Below are 22395 nucleotides of genomic sequence, written 5' to 3'. Positions count from 1 at the left end.
TTAATGAAAGAAGTTCTGATCAATGGCATCCGGATTCGCCCCGGTCAATCAGTCAACATCGAATTACCTATAGCCAAACTTCCCACGCACACCTTAATTGATCTTCCTATTTTCATCCGGTCCGCAAAAGAGGAAGGACCAGTCGTGCTGATCAGTGGGGGAATTCACGGAGATGAGATCAATGGGATATTTACTGCCAAGCGGATATTGGAGGAAATTGACTCCGGCTTGGAATTGCTCAAAGGAACGCTGATTGTGATTCCGCTGGTTAATATCTATGGGTTTTTATCCAATAGCCGGACTTTTCCTGATGGGCGTGATCTCAACCGGAGTTTCCCGGGAAATAAAAAAGGTTCTCTTGCTTCCCGTATTGCTTATATCCTGAGCGAACAGATCATTCCCCAGATAGATTACGGAATAGATTTTCATACCGGCGGCCGAATGCTATCCAACCAGCCTCAAATCCGTGTGGATTTCAAAGACAAAATCGCATTGGAGCTGGCAAAGGCATTTGGGACCTATTATGTCGTTAACACCAAACACATCGAAAAATCTTTCCGAAAAACAGCCTTCAATGCCCGAAAACATCTCTTGGTTTTTGAGGGAGGGGAAAGTATGCGTTTGGATAATTTAGCGATTGATGAAGGGATTTTGGGAACCAGGCGATTGCTTCATCATCTTAATATGATCGATTACCCGCATACTGCACATGCTACTTTGATACTCAAAGACAGCGAATGGACACGAGGCAAAGCTTCTGGGATTTTCTACTCCTCCGTGAAATTGGGTGAATCAATAAAAAAAGGTCAAATTATCGCCAGGATATCAGATCCTTACGGTCAGGTGATTGTGCCTGTAAAGGCCAATTCCAATGGTCATGTCATCGGATTAAACAATAACCCTGTAGTGAACGTCGGGGATGCACTTGTTCATATCGGGAGAGAATAGTCAAGAATTTTTCAGCCAAAACCAGCTCCATCGATTGGGATGATTTCAAAAAAAAAGCACCGATTTCCCGGTGCTTTTTTACATTTGACTACGGTTTTTTTAGCTGAAATAATTCTTTAATCCTTCCAATCTAGACACCAATTCTGCTTCTACTTTTCGGTAATCCTTTGGATCAGACAAAGTCGCACTGACAGAGAAATAGTATTTGATTTTTGGTTCTGTTCCTGAAGGTCTTGCAGAGATTTTGCTGCCATCTGCCAGATAAAACTGCATCACATTGGATTTCTCCATGTCCAGTTTTTCTACCTTACCGGTTTTGAGGTGGGTAATGGTGGAATTTTTCACATCCACGATTCGATCCACCTTTATCCCGTTTATTTGGGTAGGGGGATTTGTTCTGAAATCATTCATCAAGGCTTGGATCTGTTCAGCACCGTCTTTCCCTTTTTTGGTTACCGAGATTAGGGATTCCTTGTAAAAACCAAACTTTGAGTAGATCTCTGCCAAAACATCAAATGCATTTTTACCTTGAATTTTATAGTACGCTATCAATTCTGCAAAAATTGCTGCGGCACTTACTGCATCTTTGTCTCTCACAAAATCTCCAACCAGATAACCATAAGATTCCTCCCCGCCACCAATGAAGGTTTCCTTGCCTTCCAGCTGTAGTATTACTGAAGCGATATTTTTGAATCCTGTCAAAACATTGAAACATTTCACCCCAAAGCCAGCGGCGATTTCATTGATCAACTCGGTGGTTACAATGGTATTGACCATAAATTGATTCCCGTCCAGTTTACCGGCTTCTTTCCATTTGCTGAGCAAGTAATAGCTGAGCATGGCCGCGGATTGATTCCCGTTGAGTAGCTCAAATTCGCCCGCTTCATCCGGCACAACCGCAGCAAATCGGTCTCCGTCCGGGTCACAGGCCAAAACCAATTCTGCGTTTACCTTTCTACCCAGTTCGATCGCCATGGTAAGCGCTTCCGCTTCTTCAGGATTAGGATAAATGACCGTTGGGAAATTACCATCAGGCTCGCCTTGTTCTTTGACAATATGTACATTTTCAAAACCATAGGCCTTAAGCGCTGCAGGCACCATTTTGCCGGAGGCTCCATGAATAGGAGAAAATACGATTGGCATAGCTTTCTGTGCTCGTATGGCATCGGGGGACAAACTCAATCCCTTTACCAAATCCATGTAAATCGCATCAAAGTCTTCTTCGATGTATTCAAAAAGTGAATCGTTTTTATTCCAGTTGACCTGATCAAAAGAGGTGATCTTCTGTACCTCTTTTATGATATTGGTGTCATGAGGTGCTACGACCTGGGCTCCGTCTTCCCAATAGGCTTTGTAACCGTTATATTCTTTGGGGTTGTGTGAGGCGGTGATCATGACTCCACTTTTGCACCCAAAATGCCTGACAGCGAAGGATAGCATGGGGGTGGGACGCATTTCTCTGAAATACAATACTTTTATGCCATTCGCCGTAAAAACATCAGCGGTTGTTTTTGCAAAAAGCGTGTTGTTAATCCGGCAGTCATGGGTGATCGCCACCTTGATTTCTTGACCAGGGAAGGATTTCAGGAGGTAATTTGCCAATCCTTGCGTAGCCATTCCTATCGTGTAGATGTTTATTCGGTTCGTACCTACACCCATCAGGCCTCTTAATCCGCCCGTACCAAACTCGAGGTCTTGATAAAAGGAATCCACCAGTTCGGTGGAATTATCAGCGATTAGTTTCTTGATTGATGCCTTGGTATCGGCATCCACATTTCCATCCAGCCAGCTTTGTGCTTTGCGTAAGATTGTCGGATCAATTGAACTCATTTTTTTAAAAATTTCAGTGTGGCTCTAAGTTAAATAAAATGTCAAAAAAAGCCACTTTTGGGGATAAATTGATTAAATCCTATTCCTTGGGGTGCGGGAAAACAGAAATAACCCGCTCGGGTTTCAAAAAAGAAAAGATAAAGCCTACTTTAGAATCTCAATTTGTTTGATTTGATAGGTATGCCATTCCAGTTTTTAAATTTAAAGGCTTCGTGCCTTTTCGTTCTATTTCTTCCCTTCAGCTTTCTTTTCTTCACTTCTCCACACACCGAAATTTCCATTGGAAATTCGGATTTCCATAATTCCGATAAAATTTCAGTCAGAGAATCCAATCACGAATTACAAATCGCTGTCGGTGATCGGATCTTTGTATTTGGCAAGGCAAAAGGAACCTTGGAGAAGGTGAAAGTGGGAATGCATGTATTGCCTTTTTCTCAAGATGTTGAATCAGGAGTTAACCCAAATTCCTTTACCAGTGTAAGTTGGAAAAAACTCAAGGATGGCTCCATTCAGATCCGATCCTCTTACAATCCTTGGCCTAGTAGCCTGGTATGGACCGTCTATGAAAATGGTCAGTTAAAAATGGAAGCTAAGAGCACCCCGGAAGGTCTTCAAAATGCAACTTGGCTTGGGCTTGGTTTTAACTTTCCGGATAAGTCCTTAAGTCAAATCTCATGGAAATCTTCCGGAACTGGCTTTGGGCAGTGGAAAAACCCGGATTTCTTACCGATGGCTGATCCGGAAGTCGAGTTGTCCGATTTTCAGCAGGGTTTCTTTCAACCTATACATACTGTAAAATTGGAATTTGAATCAATTACACTGGACATTGCTACCGAAACCCCGGGCGTTTTTTTGGGATTGGGTAAAGATCAACGCATCGAAAACTCCCTTCCTCAATTAACCTCTGATTTGGCTTTTCTCTTTAATCAACCCTTCCTAAGTCCAGCTAAAGTCACTCAATCTCCATCCGTACATTCCTCTGGTACACCATTTTTGTCCATTGATCCCCTTGTACTTTGGTTTCATTTTCAATAAGTTTAATCACACCTTTCTATTCAATCATGAGAAACTTTTTTTTCCTTTTATTCTGTATTATCAATTCGGGGGTTTATTCCCAGACAATAATTAAGACACCCTGGTCTGACATGGTGGATCACACGAATCCCCATCCGGAATACCCGGAACCCCAATTGGTGAGAGAAAAATGGCAAAGCCTCAACGGTCAATGGGATTTTGCCATCTTGCCAAAAGGGAGTAGTCCTGAAACTGGCTTTGCCGGTAAAATCACCGTTCCCTTTCCTGTCGAATCTTTTCTGTCAGGAGTCCAAAAGCCTGTTGGACCGGAAAATGAACTCTGGTACGAGCGGTCCCTTGATTTACAGTTGAACCCGAAAGGAAAGCGAATTCTCTTGAAGTTTGGCGCGGTGGACTGGGAAGCCGAAGTATGGGTGAATGACAAGAATGTGGGTAAACACCAAGGGGGATATGATTCATTCAGCTTTGATATCACGGATTTCCTCGTCAAAGGCAAAACTCAAAAAATTCGTGTCCGTGTTTGGGATCCAAGTGACTCTGGACCACAGCCGAGGGGAAAACAAGTCAAAGATCCAAAAGGAATCTGGTACACGCCGGTGACAGGAATCTGGCAAAGTGTCTATGTGTTGGAAGTGCCCTCGGGATATATTTCGTCTACTTACTCGATGACAGACTGGGAAAATGGCATGCAGGTATTCTATCCTGAAGTCACCAGTCCAAAAGAAGGGCAGGAAGTAGAAGTATCTATTCTGGACAAGGGGACTGTGGTCGGAAGTTTCAGGGGTCAAGCGAACAAACCGCTACCTGTCCGACTGCAAAACCCAAAAACATGGTCGCCTGATGATCCATTTCTGTATGATGTTTCCATCAAAATTTTCGAAGGAAAAAAAGTAGTGGATCAAGTTAAGTCTTACGCTGCCTACCGTGATATCCGAATGGCAAAAGATCAAAACGGCCATCAGCGGATGTTTTTGAATGGAAAGCCTCTTTTCCAATACGGCCCATTAGATCAAGGATGGTGGCCTGATGGACTTTACACTGCCCCGACAGATGAAGCCTTGCTATTTGACATCCAGAAGACAAAAGAAATGGGATTCAATATGATCCGAAAGCATGTAAAAATAGAACCTGCACGCTGGTACTATCATGCTGATCGGCTGGGTATGCTAGTTTGGCAGGATATGCCAAGTGGGGACATGGGAAATCGTTGGGAAGTACGACCTGGGGTCATCCGAGAAGGAATGTATAAAAATAGAACAGCCGAATCGGAAGCTATTTTCAAAGCAGAGTGGAAGGAAATCATCAACGAATTCCGGTTTTTTCCTTCCATCATCACCTGGGTACCTTTCAATGAAGCTTGGGGGCAGTTTAAGACAGCCGAGATTACTCAAATGACCCGTGAACTGGATCCCAGCCGCCTGATAAATTCAGCAAGTGGCGGAAACTTTGAAATGGATGGGACAAAAGTGGTAGGAGATATTATGGACCTTCACAATTATCCAGATCCGGTGATGCCGGACCCAAAGATTTTTGGAGAAGCCAATATTTTGGTTTTAGGTGAGTTTGGGGGTTTGGGATTGCCCCTTGAAGGGCATACTTGGCAGCAAAAAGACAACTGGGGATATCAAAGTTTTTCCACGCAGGAAGAGCTAAAAGCTCGGTACATGATCTTGCTGGAAGATTTGGTCGAACTCATCCCGAAAGGACTTGCCGCGGCCATTTACACCCAGACTACCGATGTGGAAGTGGAGACCAACGGGCTGATGACCTATGACCGTCAGGTAATCAAAATTGCTGTGGAAGAGTTGCGAAAAGCACACGAAAAATTGTATAAGTAGGCCTTTGAACTGGTTTTGAGCCTCATAAAATAGTAGGGTAGTGATCGAAAAAGTAGTTTTTACTTTTACTCAATCACTGCCAAAATTTTGTACCACCTTGAGGTAGGGCATATTGTAGAAGTTTTTGTCAAAATAAATGCTAGCCCCACATCCCAAAGAGGTAAACTTAGGATTAAGAATATTTTGACGGTGACCGGGAGATTCCATCCAAAGCCTCAAGACTTCCTTTGCAAAAGAAATGTACGTATGCGGAGGAATCACTTCTTTTTTTGAGGTGAACGCATAAGTAAACTCACCTGGGCGATAGGGGGGATTTACCTTTCTCCCATTTTGATACTGGAGTCCATAGGTCGAGCAGATATTTTCCCCATAAAATTTGGGATTTAGCCCTTCCAAATGGAATCGATCCTGGACGGTTCGTTTGATTCGGATTTGGCTCGTATGAGAATAAAAGTTATACTTCACCATGTCCTGTGCATGTCCCGCGGCTATATTTTCGATTTTTGAATTGTAATTAAATGTCTTGAGTTTGGCTTTTTTTCGCTCCTCATTCGTAACGTAGAAGATGGCGGCCTGCAGGAGCTTAATATCCACCCGTTTAAAGTCTATCAGATTGTATAGAGCTTCAACTTTGTAAAATGTGACTTCGTTGTACCGCGAATAGGAATCATTCGTCCAAGATTGGGCTTTTGCAAAACAGGAAATCAGGATAAAGCCCAAAATCAATACTCTTTTCATCTGTTTATAATTTGATTTTTATTGGTCAGATGGAATCTCGCATAAATTATAATCATCCCAGTGTGTGACGATCTTCGTCATGCTCGATTTCATCTGTTTATAATTTGTTTTTCAGTGGTCAGATAGCCTGTCCCGATTTTTCTTCGGGAGAATCTCGCATGGTTTATAATCATCCCAGTGTGTGACGATCTTCGTCATGCTCGATTTCATCTGTTTATAAGTTATTTTTCAATGGTCAGATAGCCTGTCCCGATTTTTCTTCGGGAGAATCTCGCATGCATTATAATCATCCCAGTGTGTGACTTTTTAGTCATGCTCGATTTCATGCATTCGATTGGTTGTCTTTTATGACGAAATCAAAATCGAATTATTTTTTAAAGCTTCTGATTTTTCAAGGAATTTTAATCGAATTTTCGGTTTAAAATCCCCAACTGCTTTATCTTGAGAGGCTTAATAGCTGGGAGAAATGATTTTATTTTTTGATCGTGAAGGTGAATTCGGAACCTTTTCCCAACTCAGATTTTACCTGAATTTCTCCACCCAGGAACTCCACCGCCTTTTTGACAATAGCCAATCCAATACCCGTACCTTCTATCTCCTTCGGTGAATGGAGCCTTTGAAAAACCACGAAGATCTTGTTGAAGTACTCAGGGTCGATACCAACCCCATTGTCTTTCACAGTAAATTCATAATGAGTTTCCAGTTCCCTTGAGCGAATTGCAATTTCAGGGGTGATGGTTTGCTTGGAATATTTGATGCTATTTCCCAAGAGATTCTGGAAAATCTGTACCAGCGGGGTTTTGAAGGAATTAATCATCGAAATACCCTGATAAGAAATTTTAGCATTTTTCTCACGAATTGGCTTTCTTAAATATTGTTGAACTTGATTCAAAATATCGTCCAGCCTCAATTCTTCCTTTTCTTCGGATACTCTTCCTACCCGAGACAATTCGAGCAGATCGAGTATAATTCTTTGCATTTGTTTTGCTCCATTGGTTGCAAACGATATGTATTCCAAGGCTTTTTCATCCAAAAGATGCTTGTAACGTGATTCCAAACGGCCCATGAAACTGGAAATCATTCGAAGCGGCTCCTGAAGATCATGAGAGACCACATAGGCAAACTGCTGAAGTTCGTGATTTGAATATGCCAAATCCTGAACGTTCTTTTCCAGTTTCTCATTTAGGTATTTGAGTGATTCTTCGTATTCCTTTTGCTTGGAAATATCCTGCATTGCGCCGACGACTCTCGTGATATTTCCTTTCTCATCTCGGATGAAAAGCGCCTTATCCTGCACGTGGGTGAAGGTACCGTCACCTTTCAGAAATCGATATTCTTCGAGCCATTTGGTTTTTGTACAGGAAGGATCAAAATATTTTTGGATCAGACCATAGATTCTTTTTCGGTCATCCGGATGAATCAGGCTCAAAAGAAATTTAAAATTGGTTTTGATCTTCTTGGGATCGTATCCGAATAGCGTCAAAAATCCATCTCCCCAATACAGATTGTCTTTTTCAACATCATAATCCCAAATCGCATCATTCGTGGCTTGAGTGACCATCTGATAGCGCTCAATGTGTTCTATCGTAGACCGTCGACTTTCTACCAATTCGGTGATATCCTGACCCGTACCAAATAGACAACATTTTCCTTTGTACCGAAGATTTGACACCGAAAGGAATAACGGAATTTTCTGGTTCCTTTTGGAAACAACCTCAAGATAAAGATCTGTATTACCTTCTGTCAGTACCTTTTGGATTTGTTCTTCAATGAAATTTTTATCCCCATTTCCAAAGAAATCCTGGGGTTTCATGTTGGAGATTTCTTGGGCAGTGTATCCTGAAATCTTTTCAAATTGCTTGTTCCAGAGTAGGAATTCTCCTTCGGTATTAAAAACAAAGAAAACACTGGGCAATTGATGCAAGATGGACTGATTGAGACTGATTTCATCTTTTAAGGCCTGTTCGGTTTCTTTTTGGGCGGTAATGTCTACCATCATGCCCTGGATTTTGTAGGGTTTTCCTTTTTTGGAGATGACTTTTACCCGATCATTGAGCCAGATGGTTTTTCCTGTTTTGGTGAAAAATCGGTAATCAAATGTGTGATCACTCAATTTTTGGGTTTCATTGTGACAAAGATCCAAGGCATATTTTTGATCCTGTGGATGGATGTGGCTTTGCCAAAAACCGGCAGTTTCCAGCCATTCTTTCGCACTGTAGCCTGTAATTTGCTCCACCTGAGGACTGATATAGGTGAATTCAAAAGTTTGAGCATCTGCCTCCCAAAAGATGCCATCAAGATTTTCAATCAGGGAACGGTTTTTTCGCTTAACATTTTTAAGTTTTTCTTTGGTTTGAACAAAATCCTGTATGTTTTGAAATACGCCAAGGAGTTTTTGGTGACCTGATACCTTATCGTGAATAAAGTTGGCTTTGGACATCACCCAAATAACCTTTTTATCTTTTGTTAATAGCCGTTTTTTGATTTCGTATTTCTTTTTACCGGCCAGCGACTTCTCCAATTGTGCATGCGCATGCGACCGGTCTTCGGGGTGAATCATTGAGAAAGCCAATTCAAAAGTGACTTCAAATTCCTGTGGCTGAAATCCCAACATTCTGAAAACTCCATCAGACCAAATAAGCTGATTGGTTGTAAGGTTATATTCCCAAGTGCCGGATTGAGTCAGCAGCTCAAATTGCTCAAGAAGTATTTCTTTTGTCGTAGCTTGTTCACTAGGGGCTGATAGGATAGAAGAGTCCAAATTCATTTTTTTCATGTTGTTTATCCCTCAGTTTGGTACAATCTTCCTGATGGAAGAAAAAAATATTCCAATTTCCGATGAATAAGTTTGGGTAATCGATGGGGTGATTGAATTATCCCTTAAAGATGAAAAGAGAATATTTGAAGCGAAAAAAACTGCTTTGAAATGTAAATCAATGCCTTCTGACTAAATTGATGTGCTTTTCTGGAATTCCGAATTTTGCTGATTATTGGCATAAGGTGTAGACTTTTTGGTCAACAGAAAAAAATCCGGAGGATGAGCCCCGGATGGATTTACTTTTTAAACTTCGAAATGAATACCTGGATTTCACTGGTTATCCGATAGTGTTTTTCGGAATTTAATTTTCAGGTAGTGAGATACAGCATTCCAACTCATTCATAATCTTGCTGCATGCTTCAAAATTCCCATCATTAATTATCCTGAGGTATGGTCAGCAAAAGCCGAATGACTTCTTTGGGAGTACATGCCTTTCCCAGCATTTCGTCTTGGAGAACTATCTGAAGGTTATATTCCAGTTCGAAGATAAGCCCATTGATAAAAACCGGATCCATGTTGAGCTGCTGGATAAAATGATCGTTTTTTCGTGGACCGGCCAATGTGATGCCGTAAGAATGAAAGACCCCTATGGCTTTTTTGAGTTGTGCGAAATGTTGGTTCATGTTTTCAAATTTTAGGAGGTAACAATTTATACATCACCGGAGTGACAATTCTGGATAACGGTGTGGAGCTAATCAAACCTCCAATCAATACTAGGGCTAACGGTGAAATTAAAGGATTTGTACGCTATGCATTTGGAGTTTAACCTCCAATCGCTGTAATAGTTGTCAAAATAATAGGCAAAAACCGAATTTCTCCTGCTTCACGAATTGCAGCATCCAAAGGTTTTCCTTCCAAATGGAGTTGATTAGTGAAATCGACTAACGAAATGGAAGTTTTTACTTCTATACCCGCCAACGCTATCAATCCTATAATCGCTACAAATGAAAGTGAATTTCCTGTAATCCAAATCGCTATCAAGGCCTCACCATTCCTCGCGGGATTTCAGACAGGACGATAATGGTGCTTTTGAAGGTTTTGAAAAGCAAAATTAGCACGGCAATGAAAAGGAAGACGGTGACAATTATTACCGTGTTAAATTCTGCAAAAGGTTGTTGCCTTGTTTTATATTCTCGGCCTATTTTGAAATATAGACTGCTGTAATCGTTCTATCCAAGTGTCTTGCAGGTCGCCAGCAAAAAGATTAGTCTCAATTTTATTGAAAAGAAAAACCTTTTACCTGTTGCAGTTTTAAACACTGTTTAACCATCCAAATTTTAGATTACTTTTTTTATTTCTATGACGCTATAAACCAACCTTTAATCTGCGATCTAATTGCCGCAGTGATTTCGTTTTCTTCCACAAAGTACCAGTTTAGACTTTGGTAGGTCGTGGTGCCATCGCTTTTGTTATGGAAAAAGATTAGCGCCCTTACAGTTGGAAATCTCATAGGAAAATCTTTCAGGGCTTCGGCATACCATTTTGCCCGATTTCCCCCAACAGCCAAGGAACCAAACTCGGCGATCATGATAGGCTTATTGAATTCAGCCAGTTCTTCGTAGTACTTGGAGAATATCTCCTCAAACGACCACCATTGACTCCAAGGAGCCACCGTTCCATAATTCAGCGTACCGGTAGCCACCCAATCAACGTAAGTGTCTCCAGGGTAGTATTCTTTGAATTGACCATAGGCTAGGTGAGGGGCCCACACCCAAAGTACATTCGTGACTTCTTCATTTTTGAAAAGATCTACTACATGGCGCCAAGCAGCGATAAAATCTTCCGGTTCATTGTTTTGGGGACCCCAAGGATAGCGGTAGGGGTCATTCATTTCATGGCCGAGCCTCAAGAACAGTGTCACTTTTGCATCTTTTGCATCTTTTGCCCACTGGATTAGATAGGAATCGTAGACTCCCTCGGCAACGGCTTTCATTCCTTCTTTATTCCTTTCTTCCACCGGTGGCAAATCCGAAAATTCCCCACCTCCAAAATCATTCAGCCAGGGTTCCCAGGTGATTACCGGTACTGATCCTAAAGTGGCAATCGAATGGACTTGATCTTTCGGGAACCGTTGTTCCCGTTTGCTTCCCCAGGCTCCATAGATATGGATCAGTGGAAACTCTGTATCCAGCGAATCCTCCAGCGTTATGATTGGTTGAACGCTTGTGGTTGCTTCATTATCGTACGCACCCAGAAATATTTTCTTTGGATCTCTCAAAGATTCTCTGTTGTACTGGGCTTCCGCAAACCAGGCAAGCTTTGCCGATCGACTCTTGGATCGCTGTTTTAGAATATGTTTTTCTTCAAACTCAGAAATAGCTCTACCTATCTTGAAAAATGCGTCCTCTACAGGCCCTGAAGATTCATCACCTACATAGGTAATACTGGCGACCAATCCCACTCCGACCGCAAGGGAGGTGATTACTACCAAAAATCTATAAATTACTTTTTTCATTGTCTTGTATTTTATTTCTCAGTAATCAGATCAGCTGATTTCACTGGTCTGCTTAGGCAATTGATTTAATGTTGTACCAATTGGTGACGTTTTCTCATGCCTGTAAACATGATGCTGGTCCTGTTTCAAGTTCCGGATTTTTGGGAAAGTTCCGTTTTAATTTGGTTCAAATCCACTTCCTCCCAAGGGGATTCGGAGGTGAGTTTACTGGATTCCCAGACAGCATACATCGATGCACAGGCCAATAGAAATGGGATAAATGCAAATGCCAGCATCCCGTAGGTGATTTCATAACTTGCAATCAGCTCCACTTCTGTTAGTAGATTGAATCGATCGTAGCTAATCCATGCAAGTGTGAAAACGAAGACTACAATCTGTACCAAAAGGGGTTTTGCAAATGGTGATATTTTCCCAATTACTGCTTGTTTAGCGGTAGGAATGTAAGGGATTTCCTTATCCACCAGGGAAAGCACAAACCCCATCAGGTACACCGGCCAACAGGCGAATTTCATGATCATTCCCCGCCAATGTAGGCCCTGTTCGGAGGCTGGATCACATAGCCATCGCTGGACATGAAAGTATATCCAGATCGAAAAAAAGACAATAGGAAAACCATAATACAGAAATTCAATAAAATACATCTGTGCTGGTAAAAGTCCTGTCCAAAAAAACAGAAAAGGGATCAGTAAATATAGAAGCGAGACCAATCCCTCTAAGTAATAGGTTCCTATGGTGATGTAGGATAGTTTTTGCCAAAACGATAGTTTCTTGAATAGTGTTGGCACTTCTGCAAAAAGCACTTCATGTACCCCCCTTGCCCATTTGAGCTGCTGCTTACAGAAGGACCCAAAATCTTCCGGTACCAGTCCTCTTGCGACCATCACCGGATGATAGACAGATTTCCACCCTGCAGCATGAATGCGAATAGAAGTTACCAAGTCTTCAGCAAGCCCAATCCCATGTCCTCCGGCAGACTCAAGTGCTTTGCGACGGAACGTACAGTTTGCTCCGATAGCCACACTGCAATTGTACCCGTTCATTCCCATTTGGGTGGGACCGTAGAAGGTATAGGTCTGCTCTGCAGCAGCCCGTGCGGTAAATGAGCGATACTGATTGTAATATCCCTGAGAAACTTGCACAAATCCAACTTTTTGATCCTCAAAAAAACCTAAAACCTCATCCAAAAAGTTGGGGAATGGAATGTGATCCGGATCCAGGACAAGGATGAAATCCTCTGAAGTTTTGGTGAGGGCAGCGTTGATTTTTCCGGCTTTTGCACCGGGGATTCCCACCAATCCCAGCCATATTGCCCCATATTTTTCTGCCACTTCCCTGAACCTCGGATCCTTTGTGTCATCCAATAGGTACGTGGTGTGCGGATAGGTAATCTTAGAGCAAGCTTCTAGTGTTTTCTCAAACATAGACAGGGGTTCTCCCGGAGAGCTTGTGGTGAAAATCGCCACGTTCAAACCCGCCGGAGCATTTGTTTTTACCGGTCTTTTGATTCCGAGGTAATTGATCCAAATAATGATCAACCGAAGCATCCCATACCAGAGAATCAAGGAAAGAAGAAAGAACAGGAATATATTTCCCACGTGCTCTGCTCTGAACCACCAGTCTGCAAAACGGAAGATCGAAATGGATCCGGCCATGATGAGGCAAATCAAAAAGAATTTTTGGATTCGTGAATCCTTTTTCGCTCTGCGAAATGACCAGAGGTTGTCCTGAGAGGTTTTATTCATTCCACAAACTTATTTTTAAACCAAGATTTAAAAGGTGACTAGTGAAGAAAATGGTTTCCTGATAGTTATAAGAAGAGTTTAGCGTTGATTTTGGGGAGATTTTCCAATCAATGGATGCTTTAAAGTCTAAAGGTGAAAATTCCTGATCGATCAAAATGAGGTAAATATCCTCTTGCGAAATAGGTTGATTTCCAGGCCCCTGTCCTAGTCCTGGTCCCTGTCCTAATCCCGAACTTTGCCCTGGTCCCGGACTTGGAGGTGCGCCAAAATAAATCATATTTGGATTGTCAATTCGTGCATAAACCCCCACATTTCCGGTTAAGCTAAGGTTGAATTTCGGAGTAAAATCAAATTTCACTTTGCCTAAGAATCCGTTTGTTACTTGATTGATTGGGGTAAAATAGGGGGTATAGGATCCGGGAATTACGGTTTCAAATCCGGTATTCCCGACTTGGTTTTTGATAGGTAGATTTTCGGAGAACCGGACTTCTTTGGAATCTGAAAAATTGAAAGAATAGCCCAGGCTAAGATGGATTGCATTGGCTTGAACTATCGGAATCAAAAACCAGGCAGCAAATGTCTGCACCCAGTTGTCATCTTCAAAAAGACTTTTTTGGTAGAGTGCTTTACCAATCCAGTTTTTCCCGGTTTCCCTTCCCAAAGAGCTTCTAAATGTGACTGGACTGATCGGTTGAGCAATGCTAGGCAAGGTGTATAAATAATATTCCTGATCAAGCGAGCCGGCTAAAACGAGGTTAGCGGGTAGTTTTTGGCGTACTTCTGCACCATAGGTTAATTCCTGATTTCCCCATTGGGATGAGTTGGCCATTCCGGCTCTTAGGTAAAGATCCGTTCCCGACTTGATAAATCCTGATTTCAGTGAGGCCTGTGCGATCTGAACCGTTTTACCGTTTTCATAGGTTCGGTATTCGGCAAGGAACCCGGGCTGAAGTAGTGCAGAATGATAAAACTCAGCCGTTGTCTGAAACCCGAAGTATTTCATGATCTGAGTATCAGAATAGAATACTGATTGAAATCCTATCCGTGGAGCAGTATTCTGTTTGATTTCTTTTTTAATTCGATTGGCGGGTTCGTTGTCAGGATAAGGAGCAAGAATTTTATCCAGGTAGGTATAGGATACATTTGGCTTACCTCCAGTCCAATAATTCATCTCTGCCAGCATTTGAAGGGCTTCGGGATGGTCCACTTCGAGGGTGAGAAATTCCTTGATTAGCTCTTCACTCTCCGGAAATTCATTTAATTCATAAAGAATTCTGCCAAAGTCCAGCTTGATCCATGCTAGTGAAGGATAGGTTTGAATTGATTTTTTGAAATATGATTTAGTGCTTTGGAAATCCTTGCTCCAATACAAGGCTTGCCCTTTGACGCGGATTACATTTTCATCCCCGGGATGGGATTCTTCGAGAATGTCCAGAAGTTGCAAAGCTTCATTTATTTTACCTTGATTCAGTTGAATCTTTGCAAAGTTCAATGAATCATAAAAATTTTGGGTTTGCCCATTAGTTTCATTGACTAAGTAAATATTGAAAAATAGATAAAGCAATAAGGACAATTTGGATATGGGGCCTCCAACTATCAGTTTTACAAGGTTCATTTAACCAGCGGGCGGGCTTTGTATTGGGTGATTTTATACCCTAAGCTACTTAAAAAAGTTATATTTTCATTTCAATCCTTTGCCTCTTTCAGTTGGTCACTATCCCAGGCTTGGTCGTTCATTGAAAACTTTCGGGAAAGTTCACCTGAAAGCAGCGCCTCCTGAATTTCGATTTGCTTTCTGACTTTGGAGATGTATTCAGCTTGATTACTTCGGTAGTTGACGAGAACTTTAAGTGAGTCTTCATCGTATTTTCTGAATTGAGCTGCCAATCGATGAACAGTGTGTGCCCGAAAGCCCAGCTTTTGTAGCGCTTCCTGTCCCATTCGGATGGAAGTATCAAGGTGCTCCCGGTAAATATTTTCAACGCCCATTTCCATAAATTCAAACGCATCATACCGATTTTTGGTCCGAATCATAATCTCCAAATGGGGAAAATGCTCTTTACAGAGTTCAACAAGTTTCTTGTTGGTTTCTGTAGAATTGATTGCTGATATGAGAATTTTGGCGTCTTCCGCACCGGCAGCATGGAGAAGATCGAGTCTTGTCGCATCTCCAAAATAAACCCGGAAGCCCATTTTTCGCAGTAAATCCACTTGATCCGGATTGAAATCCAAAACAGTAGCTTCAATCCCATTGGCTCTTAAAAACCTTCCCATGGTCGAACCAAAGTGTGAAAATCCTACCAGAATAACCTTGTTTTTTTTATCAATTAGATCTGCTTCCTGCCTTGGTTTTGCCTTTGATTTTTCAAGTTTTGGAAGGATCACTTTGTCTAAAGTAAGGCTGAATATGGGCGTCAAGGTCATGCTCAATGCCGTAATTGCCATCAAAAGGTCAGAGGAGGTCGTTGACAAAATCCCCAACTGAAGCGCAAACGCATAAGTCACAAATGAAAATTCTGAGACTTGGGCAAGCCCAATCGAAAAACTCAGGTTATCGCCGGGACTCAATTTTTTTACTTTCCCAATTGCTCCGAGAACCAAAGCTTTGACCAGAATCACCCCAAGCGTCAATGAAAGGATGCTTAATGCATCTGAAAAGATAAGTTGAAAGTTGATGGTAGCCCCAACGGCCATGAAAAACAAGCCCAATAGTAATCCTTTGAATGGGTCAAGGTCGGATTCCAGAGCATGTTTATAAGGGGAGTTGGCTAAAATAACCCCGGCTAGGAATGTGCCTAAAGCAGGACTTAGACCTACCAGTTCCATAAGAAATGCGATCCCGACCACGATCAAGAGGGCAGAAGCAGTAAATAGTTCTCGCAGCTTTGTTTTGGAGACCCAATTCAATAAGGGCCCAAATCCGAAACGGCCCAGTAAAACTACCAAACCGATTGCCCCAACTATCATTAGGGTTTGAATCCAGCCCGGCTGATTCCCTAAAATCCCACCATTGTCAGTGCCTAAAGTATCCGCATTTGCAACTGCCAGCAAAGGCAAAATTGCCAAAATCGGGATGACCGCGATGTCTTGAAGCAGCAAGACCCCAAAAGACATCTTGCCGGATGGAGTGTCCATTTGATTTTTTTCCTTGAGGGATTGCAGTACAATGGCAGTGGAAGACAGCGCCATGGATAGCCCTGCAGCAAGGCTGATTCTCCAGTCAATTCCTAAAGCCAAAGCAAAACCGAAAATCAATCCTGAGGTTACTATCACTTGGGTCAGACCTACATTTAAGATCAGGTCGCGCATTTTCCATAAGTTCTTAGGCTCAAGCTCCAAGCCGATCAAAAACAGCATCATCACTACACCAAACTCGGTGCTGTGCATGATGTCCTGTCCTTGGGTTTCATCTCTTATAAATTCAAATCCATAGGGTCCGACAAGAATTCCTGCAACCAGATAGCCCAATACCGAACCCATTCCCAAACGTTTTGCTATTGGGACACAGACGATAGCTGCCAGGATGTAGACGATAGCATTAAAAAGAAATCCATCCATAGGTTATGCTTTTTGGATGTAGGGCAGAGTAACCTGATCGGAATTCATCAATTCCAGGATTAGGCTTTTATATTGGGCCGCTTTTATGGCAAGCTCAGCCTCTGTAACCCTGTGTGTTCCGCCAACATGAAATGCAGGAAGGTATCGCATATTGCAGAGATAGGCAGTCTGCTCAAAAGGTCGCAGAAATTCTTCAATCGTAAATCTATTTCTTCCCTCCTTAGAATAGACTTCTGAGGCACCACCTGAAGTGATCGCATTGAATATGTACTTGTTCTTCAGAAAAATCCCTCCGGGACCATAAGCCCACCCAAATTCCAGCACCAAGTCGATCCACTGCTTCAAAAGTGGTGGGCAGGAATACCAATAAAACGGATGCTGCCAAATAATCACATCATGTTCAAAAAGAGCTTCCTGTTCCTCCTGAACGTTTATATTGAAATCAGGGTACAGTTCATAGAGGTCTCTGACTTGTAAATTTTGCAAATCACTTACCGCATTAATAAGTGCCTGATTGGCTTCTGAATGTTCGTATTTGGGATGGGCAAAAAGTACCAGGATTTTGCGCATAAATCTTGGGCTTAACCTTGTTCTTTTTCCTTGTAATAATAACCGAGGGCTCCGGAGGGACATCGTTTGACTTGATTGACCAATTCCTCGGAAGTCGCGTTTCCAATTGCAATCCAGGGCTTTTTCTTTGGGTCAAAAACTGCCGGAAGACCTCGGACACAGCGCCCTGAATGGGTACAGCGTTCCGGTTGCCAAGTGATGATAACTTCCCCGTTATCATATTCTTTTTTTGTTGAAGTGCTCATGGAAAAATAGGTTTTGTAAACTCTAGTATACCAAAATATTGGGATTGTATTTCCTTATTCGGCTCAAAAAATTAAAACCTGCCTTGGATTTCAAGGCAGGTAGTTTTGAATAGGGCGTTTTATTCCGATTTGGGCTTTCTTAAAACCAGATAAAAGCAATAGACAGTGATCCCCAAAATCAAGCTTTGGGTGATTATTGCGAGAATTAATGCAGAAGTATTCATAGTGTTTTTCTTTTGCGATTGAGTGTAGAATACCAAACCAGCACAGTGATTCCCAGAAAAAGCAGGAGCAGTTGAGTTCTGGCCAAATTGGTAAACAGCATTTTCTTTTCAAAGAAATCAGCTTTATCCGGATTGAGTAAAAGCTGCTCTTTGACATCTTCTTGAGTGATTTTCGAAATCAGGGAACTGGAATCAAAAGTAAATCCATTCCCTTCCAACAGGGTTGCTAGCGCTCCTGACCAATCATTTCCCTGTGGTGTAACTAATGCCCCGATGAAAACCAGGATTAGCAATACGGGAGTTACATACTTGATGATAAATTTATAAATGGAAGGGATCCGGATATCAGCCCCTCTGTTAAGCTCTGCCCAACCCCGATCAATCCCAAAAACCCAACCAAAAAGGATAATTTCCAGAAGTGCAAAAACCACTAAACTGACTGTGCCCGCCCAGTAATCATACTCGTCGAAATAGCCATATTGATAAAATAACACCGTAGGAAGTCCCATAGCCAGTGCTATTAAACCAAAGGAAATCGCCCCCTTGACTTTATTCCAACCAAATTCATCTTTCATAAATCCCATCCAAGGAGTACCCATGGCGAGTGAAGATGTAATGCCTGCGAAAAACAAGAGTCCAAACCAGCTAATCCCCGCTATCGCACCAAATACAGCTCCCCATTGCTGAAACAAGTAGGGCATAGTCTGAAAAGCCATTCCAAAACCGGCATTTTCCATGACCCAATCCAAACCAAGAAAACCGGCTGCAATGGGTATGACGATGGCACTTCCCAGCAACACTTCCACAAACTCATTGGTAAAACCTGCCGAAAGGGAGTTGAGCGCGATATCTTCATTTTCTCTGACATAGGAAGCATAGCATTGGATGGATCCCATGCCTACCGATAGTGTAAAGAAAATCTGTCCTGCTGCTGCCAGCCAGACTTTGGGATCGGCCAGTGAATCATATTGGGGTGTCCAGAGAAAATTGATCCCATCCCAGGCATTTGCATTCGGGAATTCTGCACTTGCAAAATCGGAACCCATGGTCCAGCCTTGGTAGGCCAGGATGATCCCGAAGACTACTAAAAGTGGCATTCCGATTTTCGCTACTTTTTCGATTCCTCCCAGTCCTGTGGATAGGATGTATACATTCACTCCCAATATCAGGATGTAAACGAGGATTGGAAGAAAGGGAATTCCCAAATCCGATCCGGTCAGGTTTACATAGTGGTCAAAGAAAAGGCTAACCTCTTCCTTGCCCATTCCAGTGAATGTTCCAAAAACAGAATGAAGCACATAGATGAAAGTCCAGGATTCGATGTAGGTGTAATAAGCGACTACGGCGATATTCGTGAAAATGCCAAAAACACCGATGTATTTCCAGATGGGCTTTTTGCTCATCGAGTCCAAGATGTAGGGCGTGCTGTGATTGCCCAACTTTCCTCCAAAGCGGCCGATGGACCATTCGGTGAATAACAGTGGAATTCCCATCAGAAGAAAGCAAATCAAATAAGGGATAATAAAAGCCCCCCCACCATTTTGAACAGCCTGAACAGGGAATCGAAGGAAATTTCCAAGCCCCACGGCATTGCCGGCCATTGCCAAGATCAGACCGATGCGTGAACCCCAGGATTCATTTTTTGTAGTCATAGGATTGTTAGAAAAAAGAGGCTATCTCAGCAAGGTTTCCCGTTATCATTCTGAGCGGAGGAAATGGCCATTTCTAGGGAAAATGACAGCATTTCGACTACGTTTCGTTTGACATAGGACATTTATGAGACAGCCTCTTTGCTTAATTTGTTAATTGCTGATTAATAAGTTGAGCCCATTTTGAGGCTATCACTGTCTCACCGAGCAAATCGGAATAGTCCTCTGCGGAATAAATTGGCAATTGGATAGCCGGCTTTGCAGGGCTTTTGAATTCGATTCTCAGCGCTAAGTTTTCGAGAATTTTCTTGGTGCCGGCGATGTTTCCATTTTCCTGAAAGTCTTCAGTTACAGCGGCTTTCTTTACTTCAGGTAGGGACACAGCTATTTTTGAACCCTTTTCTCCAAAATTGCAATAGACGAGTGTTTTGCTTTGCTCATCCATGCCCAGGATATAGCGATTTCGCCAGTCTTCCCGGATGTTTGGATTCAATTTGAGCTCGGAAATGAAGCCATTGAATTTGTCCAAAAATTCCTTTCGGCTTTTTTTATTTTTTAGGGAATAATAAAAGAAAATGGCGGACACAGCGGCCATAAATACACTTGCCACAACAAGCGTAGGGATATCAATATCAAACATGATTTTTTGGTAGGATAAGTTAGAAATGTGTTTTAATGCCTTGAGGCTTAGGATTAAAACACTTTGCTACCAAGTGTAGAAGAAGTGAAAAAAGGTGATCAAAACATCAAAAAGTGGTCTCGACTTTTGGAAAAAAGCCGGAGCGCGGTATTGAGAATGAGGTAGAAGCCAATCAATCCGGCTACCTGAATTAACAAAGGCAGTAAAGCCCAGATCAGCTTTAAAGCCTGGAACACCGGGGTTTTCTCCCGAAGTACGAAAGGTAAGCTCAGGAGAAAATAATTCACTTAGACTGGATTGATTATCCTGCCAAGCCTTGCTGGTTTTGGCATCAGGAGGAAATGAAAATGAAGCAGCCAAACCTACCAGCCAAAAGAGGCTCAAGAGCATGGCAATTTTCGTTTTTTTCATTTTTTCGACTTTCAACTAATCGACAAATGTAGTCGATATTCAGGTGATAAATCCAAATGATCAACGGCTATTTTTTCAAATCAAAAAATGAGGCATTTTCGATTCCACTTATAAACGCTGCTTTTTTCCATGGCGAGGAAGGAAATAATGTCGAGGTCATCACCAGTTCGCCATTGTTTACAAAAACCTCGATTGAGCAGGCATCCAAAAAGATCCGCAAATCTTCCGCTTTCCAACTCATCGGTGCTGAATGCATCGCTGCAAAATCCGGGTGAAAAGCTTCATTTCCTGCGTAAGTTCGGTCGATTGACACCAATCCCATTTCCTTGGTAATGCTTACTTTTTCATTCAGCTCATTTGAAAATACGAGAGCGAAATTATCCGAACCGTCCAATTCCAGTTTGATTTCAACAGCTTGGGAAGGAAGGTTGCTGGTCTTGTCTATCGTAATTTCCTCGCCTCGAAGGCTTTCCAATTCTTTGGCTGGAGCTGATTTGAGGAGCAAAACGCCATTAATTTCAATTAAACTGAGCTCTCGGGCTACCGTCATGGCTGATCGCCAAGAAGTAGTAGGTACGACCTGAGCATATAGCCAATTACTCATCCATCCTATAAAAAGCGTTCGGGATTCTTCTTCAGGGAGATTGGACCAGGTGACTCCGGCATAATTATCCGGCCCATAGTCGAGCCAACGGATCATGGTGTCATCGGGAGTGAATGTTCCATTTTCAAAATTCCCAATGAAATATTGAGTAGCTGATCCCTTTTGTGGACCACCGGGATTGATACTCACGAGCAAAACCCACTTTTGGTCTCCATTAGGTGCGGTTAAGGACAATAAGTCCGGACATTCCCACACACCTCCATGTGCTCCGATACTTTGGCCAAACTCCCCGGTAAACTTCCATGTTTTCAAATCCTCTGACTCAAAAAACTGAATACGATCCTGCGCAGCCAATGTCATATTCCATCGTTTGGTACCATCCTCTTTTATTAACTCTGTGACTTTGGGATCACGGAAATCGCGAATTCCTTGATTTGGAAGCACAGGATTTCCTTCATACTTTGTCCAGGTTCTTCCTTTGTCTACTGAAAAAGCAATACCCTGACTCTGAAAGTCTGTTGCTCCGGATTTTTCACCAGCCATATCGTGATAGGTGAAAACAGCAACGATAGGAGGGGTTTCTTCCGTACCCAACCCTGAGGTGTTTTCACGATCATACACTGCGCTTCCCGAAAAAATGTAGCCAAGACTGTCTGGATAGATTGCAATTGGCAATTCCTCCCAGCGGACAAGATCCTTGGATACTGCATGTCCCCAGTGCATAGGGCCCCAAACGGTACTATCGGGATAGTATTGGTAGAAAAGATGGTACTCTCCATCGAGGTAAAACATGCCATTTGGATCATTCATCCAGCCTTTTTGCGGGGTAAAATGATATTCCGGGCGATATTGCTCTGTTACCGTTTCAGAGAAGGTAACTTCAGGTCTGGAGCTGCAGGAGCAAATCAGAAGGCCCAAAGGGATCAGAAAGCTGAATAAACGAGGTCTGAAGAACATTTTTTTTGAGGGTTTTTGGTATCTGAGCGATTTGTGTAATACAAATAAGTGTCAATTTTAACTTATATATCTTAGTTTTGCCCGACCTTTTTTTGATAAAATAAAAATTATGGAATCGAGCTGGACTAAAAAG

The 22395-nt window shown here is 42.3% G+C and carries 17 protein-coding genes and 1 pseudogene; 3 read left to right on the top strand and 15 right to left on the bottom strand.

The features are described 5' to 3' along the window. The first annotated feature begins 3 nt into the window (after positions 1–3). A complete protein-coding gene (locus tag C4S61_RS04155) occupies positions 4–948 on the top strand; it encodes a succinylglutamate desuccinylase/aspartoacylase family protein (RefSeq protein WP_103923540.1) in 945 nt (314 codons plus the stop codon). A gap of 99 nt (positions 949–1047) precedes the next feature. Here C4S61_RS04155 and C4S61_RS04150 read toward each other — a convergent pair whose 3' ends face one another. After that, the gene (locus C4S61_RS04150; RefSeq protein ID WP_103923539.1) at positions 1048–2778 is read right to left on the bottom strand and encodes a phospho-sugar mutase; all 1731 of its coding nucleotides are present in this window, start codon (positions 2776–2778) and stop codon (positions 1048–1050) included. Between the two features lie 180 nt (positions 2779–2958). Here C4S61_RS04150 and C4S61_RS04145 point away from each other — a divergent pair, with 180 nt between their 5' ends. Together C4S61_RS04145 and C4S61_RS04140 are read left to right on the top strand one after the other, a co-directional pair. Further along, positions 2959–3813 (top strand): hypothetical protein, encoded by an 855-nt coding sequence (locus C4S61_RS04145; protein ID WP_146064340.1) that lies wholly within the window; start codon positions 2959–2961, stop codon positions 3811–3813. Between the two features lie 26 nt (positions 3814–3839). Then, positions 3840–5651: a glycoside hydrolase family 2 protein gene (locus tag C4S61_RS04140; protein WP_103923537.1), complete on the top strand. Its 1812-nt coding sequence runs from the start codon at positions 3840–3842 to the stop codon at positions 5649–5651. A 69-nt stretch (positions 5652–5720) separates the two neighbouring features. Here C4S61_RS04140 and C4S61_RS04135 read toward each other — a convergent pair whose 3' ends face one another. The 14 genes and pseudogenes from C4S61_RS04135 to C4S61_RS04070 all read right to left on the bottom strand — a co-directional run bounded on the left by C4S61_RS04135 (position 5721) and on the right by C4S61_RS04070 (position 22262). After that, positions 5721–6389: a CAP domain-containing protein gene (locus C4S61_RS04135; RefSeq protein WP_103923536.1), complete on the bottom strand. Its 669-nt coding sequence runs from the start codon at positions 6387–6389 to the stop codon at positions 5721–5723. Positions 6390–6861: 472 nt separating this feature from the next. Further along, positions 6862–9165: a PAS domain-containing protein gene (locus tag C4S61_RS04130; RefSeq protein ID WP_103923535.1), complete on the bottom strand. Its 2304-nt coding sequence runs from the start codon at positions 9163–9165 to the stop codon at positions 6862–6864. A 416-nt stretch (positions 9166–9581) separates the two neighbouring features. Continuing rightward, positions 9582–9830 (bottom strand): acyl carrier protein, encoded by a 249-nt coding sequence (locus C4S61_RS04125; RefSeq protein ID WP_103923534.1) that lies wholly within the window; start codon positions 9828–9830, stop codon positions 9582–9584. Positions 9831–9834: 4 nt separating this feature from the next. Further along, positions 9835–10301: pseudogene (locus tag C4S61_RS04120) on the bottom strand (efflux RND transporter permease subunit); the annotation flags it as partial. A gap of 203 nt (positions 10302–10504) precedes the next feature. Then, positions 10505–11662, bottom strand: a complete 1158-nt coding sequence (locus tag C4S61_RS04115) for a glycoside hydrolase family 26 protein (protein WP_103923533.1) — start codon at positions 11660–11662, stop codon at positions 10505–10507. A 125-nt stretch (positions 11663–11787) separates the two neighbouring features. Beyond that, a complete protein-coding gene (locus C4S61_RS04110) occupies positions 11788–13404 on the bottom strand; it encodes a glycosyltransferase family 2 protein (protein ID WP_103923532.1) in 1617 nt (538 codons plus the stop codon). Continuing rightward, positions 13397–15019, bottom strand: coding sequence for a tetratricopeptide repeat protein (locus C4S61_RS04105; RefSeq protein WP_103923531.1), 1623 nt, complete (start codon positions 15017–15019; stop codon positions 13397–13399). Before C4S61_RS04105 ends, C4S61_RS04110 begins: the two co-directional genes overlap by 8 nt. Positions 15020–15090: 71 nt before the next feature. Further along, positions 15091–16962, bottom strand: a complete 1872-nt coding sequence (locus C4S61_RS04100) for a monovalent cation:proton antiporter-2 (CPA2) family protein (RefSeq protein WP_103923530.1) — start codon at positions 16960–16962, stop codon at positions 15091–15093. A gap of 3 nt (positions 16963–16965) precedes the next feature. After that, positions 16966–17532, bottom strand: a complete 567-nt coding sequence (locus C4S61_RS04095; protein WP_103923529.1) for an NAD(P)H-dependent oxidoreductase — start codon at positions 17530–17532, stop codon at positions 16966–16968. 11 nt (positions 17533–17543) lie between these two features. Next, positions 17544–17777, bottom strand: coding sequence for a (4Fe-4S)-binding protein (locus tag C4S61_RS04090; RefSeq protein ID WP_103923528.1), 234 nt, complete (start codon positions 17775–17777; stop codon positions 17544–17546). A gap of 220 nt (positions 17778–17997) precedes the next feature. After that, on the bottom strand, positions 17998–19653 hold the full coding sequence (locus tag C4S61_RS04085; protein WP_103923527.1) for an SLC5/6 family protein: 1656 nt from the start codon (positions 19651–19653) through the stop codon (positions 17998–18000). A 142-nt stretch (positions 19654–19795) separates the two neighbouring features. Further along, positions 19796–20290 carry a hypothetical protein gene (locus tag C4S61_RS04080; protein WP_103923526.1) on the bottom strand — a complete coding sequence of 165 codons (495 nt, stop codon included), beginning with the start codon at positions 20288–20290 and terminating at the stop codon, positions 19796–19798. A 66-nt stretch (positions 20291–20356) separates the two neighbouring features. Then, positions 20357–20701 carry a hypothetical protein gene (locus C4S61_RS04075; RefSeq protein ID WP_103923525.1) on the bottom strand — a complete coding sequence of 115 codons (345 nt, stop codon included), beginning with the start codon at positions 20699–20701 and terminating at the stop codon, positions 20357–20359. Positions 20702–20768: 67 nt separating this feature from the next. Then, positions 20769–22262, bottom strand: a complete 1494-nt coding sequence (locus tag C4S61_RS04070) for a glycoside hydrolase family 32 protein (protein WP_103923524.1) — start codon at positions 22260–22262, stop codon at positions 20769–20771. Positions 22263–22395 lie beyond the last annotated feature (133 nt).

The sequence above is a fragment of the Algoriphagus boritolerans DSM 17298 = JCM 18970 genome, from assembly GCF_900108085.1.
GTDB lineage: Bacteria > Bacteroidota > Bacteroidia > Cytophagales > Cyclobacteriaceae > Algoriphagus > Algoriphagus boritolerans.
Note: the sequence above shows the minus strand (reverse complement) of the source record. Positions and strands in the feature narration are given on the sequence as shown.

Excerpts from the sequence above, each read along its gene's own strand:
- C4S61_RS04105 (WP_103923531.1), bottom strand. The coding sequence starts at position 15,019 with ATGAACCTTGTAAAACTGATAGTTGGAGGCCCCATATCCAAATTGTCC.
- C4S61_RS04140 (WP_103923537.1), top strand. The coding sequence starts at position 3,840 with ATGAGAAACTTTTTTTTCCTTTTATTCTGTATTATCAATTCGGGGGTT.
- C4S61_RS04125 (WP_103923534.1), bottom strand. The coding sequence starts at position 9,830 with ATGAACCAACATTTCGCACAACTCAAAAAAGCCATAGGGGTCTTTCAT.
- C4S61_RS04135 (WP_103923536.1), bottom strand. The coding sequence starts at position 6,389 with ATGAAAAGAGTATTGATTTTGGGCTTTATCCTGATTTCCTGTTTTGCA.
- C4S61_RS04155 (WP_103923540.1), top strand. The coding sequence starts at position 4 with ATGAAAGAAGTTCTGATCAATGGCATCCGGATTCGCCCCGGTCAATCA.
- C4S61_RS04080 (WP_103923526.1), bottom strand. The coding sequence starts at position 20,290 with ATGTTTGATATTGATATCCCTACGCTTGTTGTGGCAAGTGTATTTATG.
- C4S61_RS04110 (WP_103923532.1), bottom strand. The coding sequence starts at position 13,404 with ATGAATAAAACCTCTCAGGACAACCTCTGGTCATTTCGCAGAGCGAAA.
- C4S61_RS04130 (WP_103923535.1), bottom strand. The coding sequence starts at position 9,165 with ATGAAAAAAATGAATTTGGACTCTTCTATCCTATCAGCCCCTAGTGAA.
- C4S61_RS04150 (WP_103923539.1), bottom strand. The coding sequence starts at position 2,778 with ATGAGTTCAATTGATCCGACAATCTTACGCAAAGCACAAAGCTGGCTG.
- C4S61_RS04075 (WP_103923525.1), bottom strand. The coding sequence starts at position 20,701 with ATGAAAAAAACGAAAATTGCCATGCTCTTGAGCCTCTTTTGGCTGGTA.
- C4S61_RS04115 (WP_103923533.1), bottom strand. The coding sequence starts at position 11,662 with ATGAAAAAAGTAATTTATAGATTTTTGGTAGTAATCACCTCCCTTGCG.
- C4S61_RS04085 (WP_103923527.1), bottom strand. The coding sequence starts at position 19,653 with ATGACTACAAAAAATGAATCCTGGGGTTCACGCATCGGTCTGATCTTG.
- C4S61_RS04100 (WP_103923530.1), bottom strand. The coding sequence starts at position 16,962 with ATGGATGGATTTCTTTTTAATGCTATCGTCTACATCCTGGCAGCTATC.
- C4S61_RS04090 (WP_103923528.1), bottom strand. The coding sequence starts at position 17,777 with ATGAGCACTTCAACAAAAAAAGAATATGATAACGGGGAAGTTATCATC.
- C4S61_RS04070 (WP_103923524.1), bottom strand. The coding sequence starts at position 22,262 with ATGTTCTTCAGACCTCGTTTATTCAGCTTTCTGATCCCTTTGGGCCTT.
- C4S61_RS04095 (WP_103923529.1), bottom strand. The coding sequence starts at position 17,532 with ATGCGCAAAATCCTGGTACTTTTTGCCCATCCCAAATACGAACATTCA.
- C4S61_RS04145 (WP_146064340.1), top strand. The coding sequence starts at position 2,959 with ATGCCATTCCAGTTTTTAAATTTAAAGGCTTCGTGCCTTTTCGTTCTA.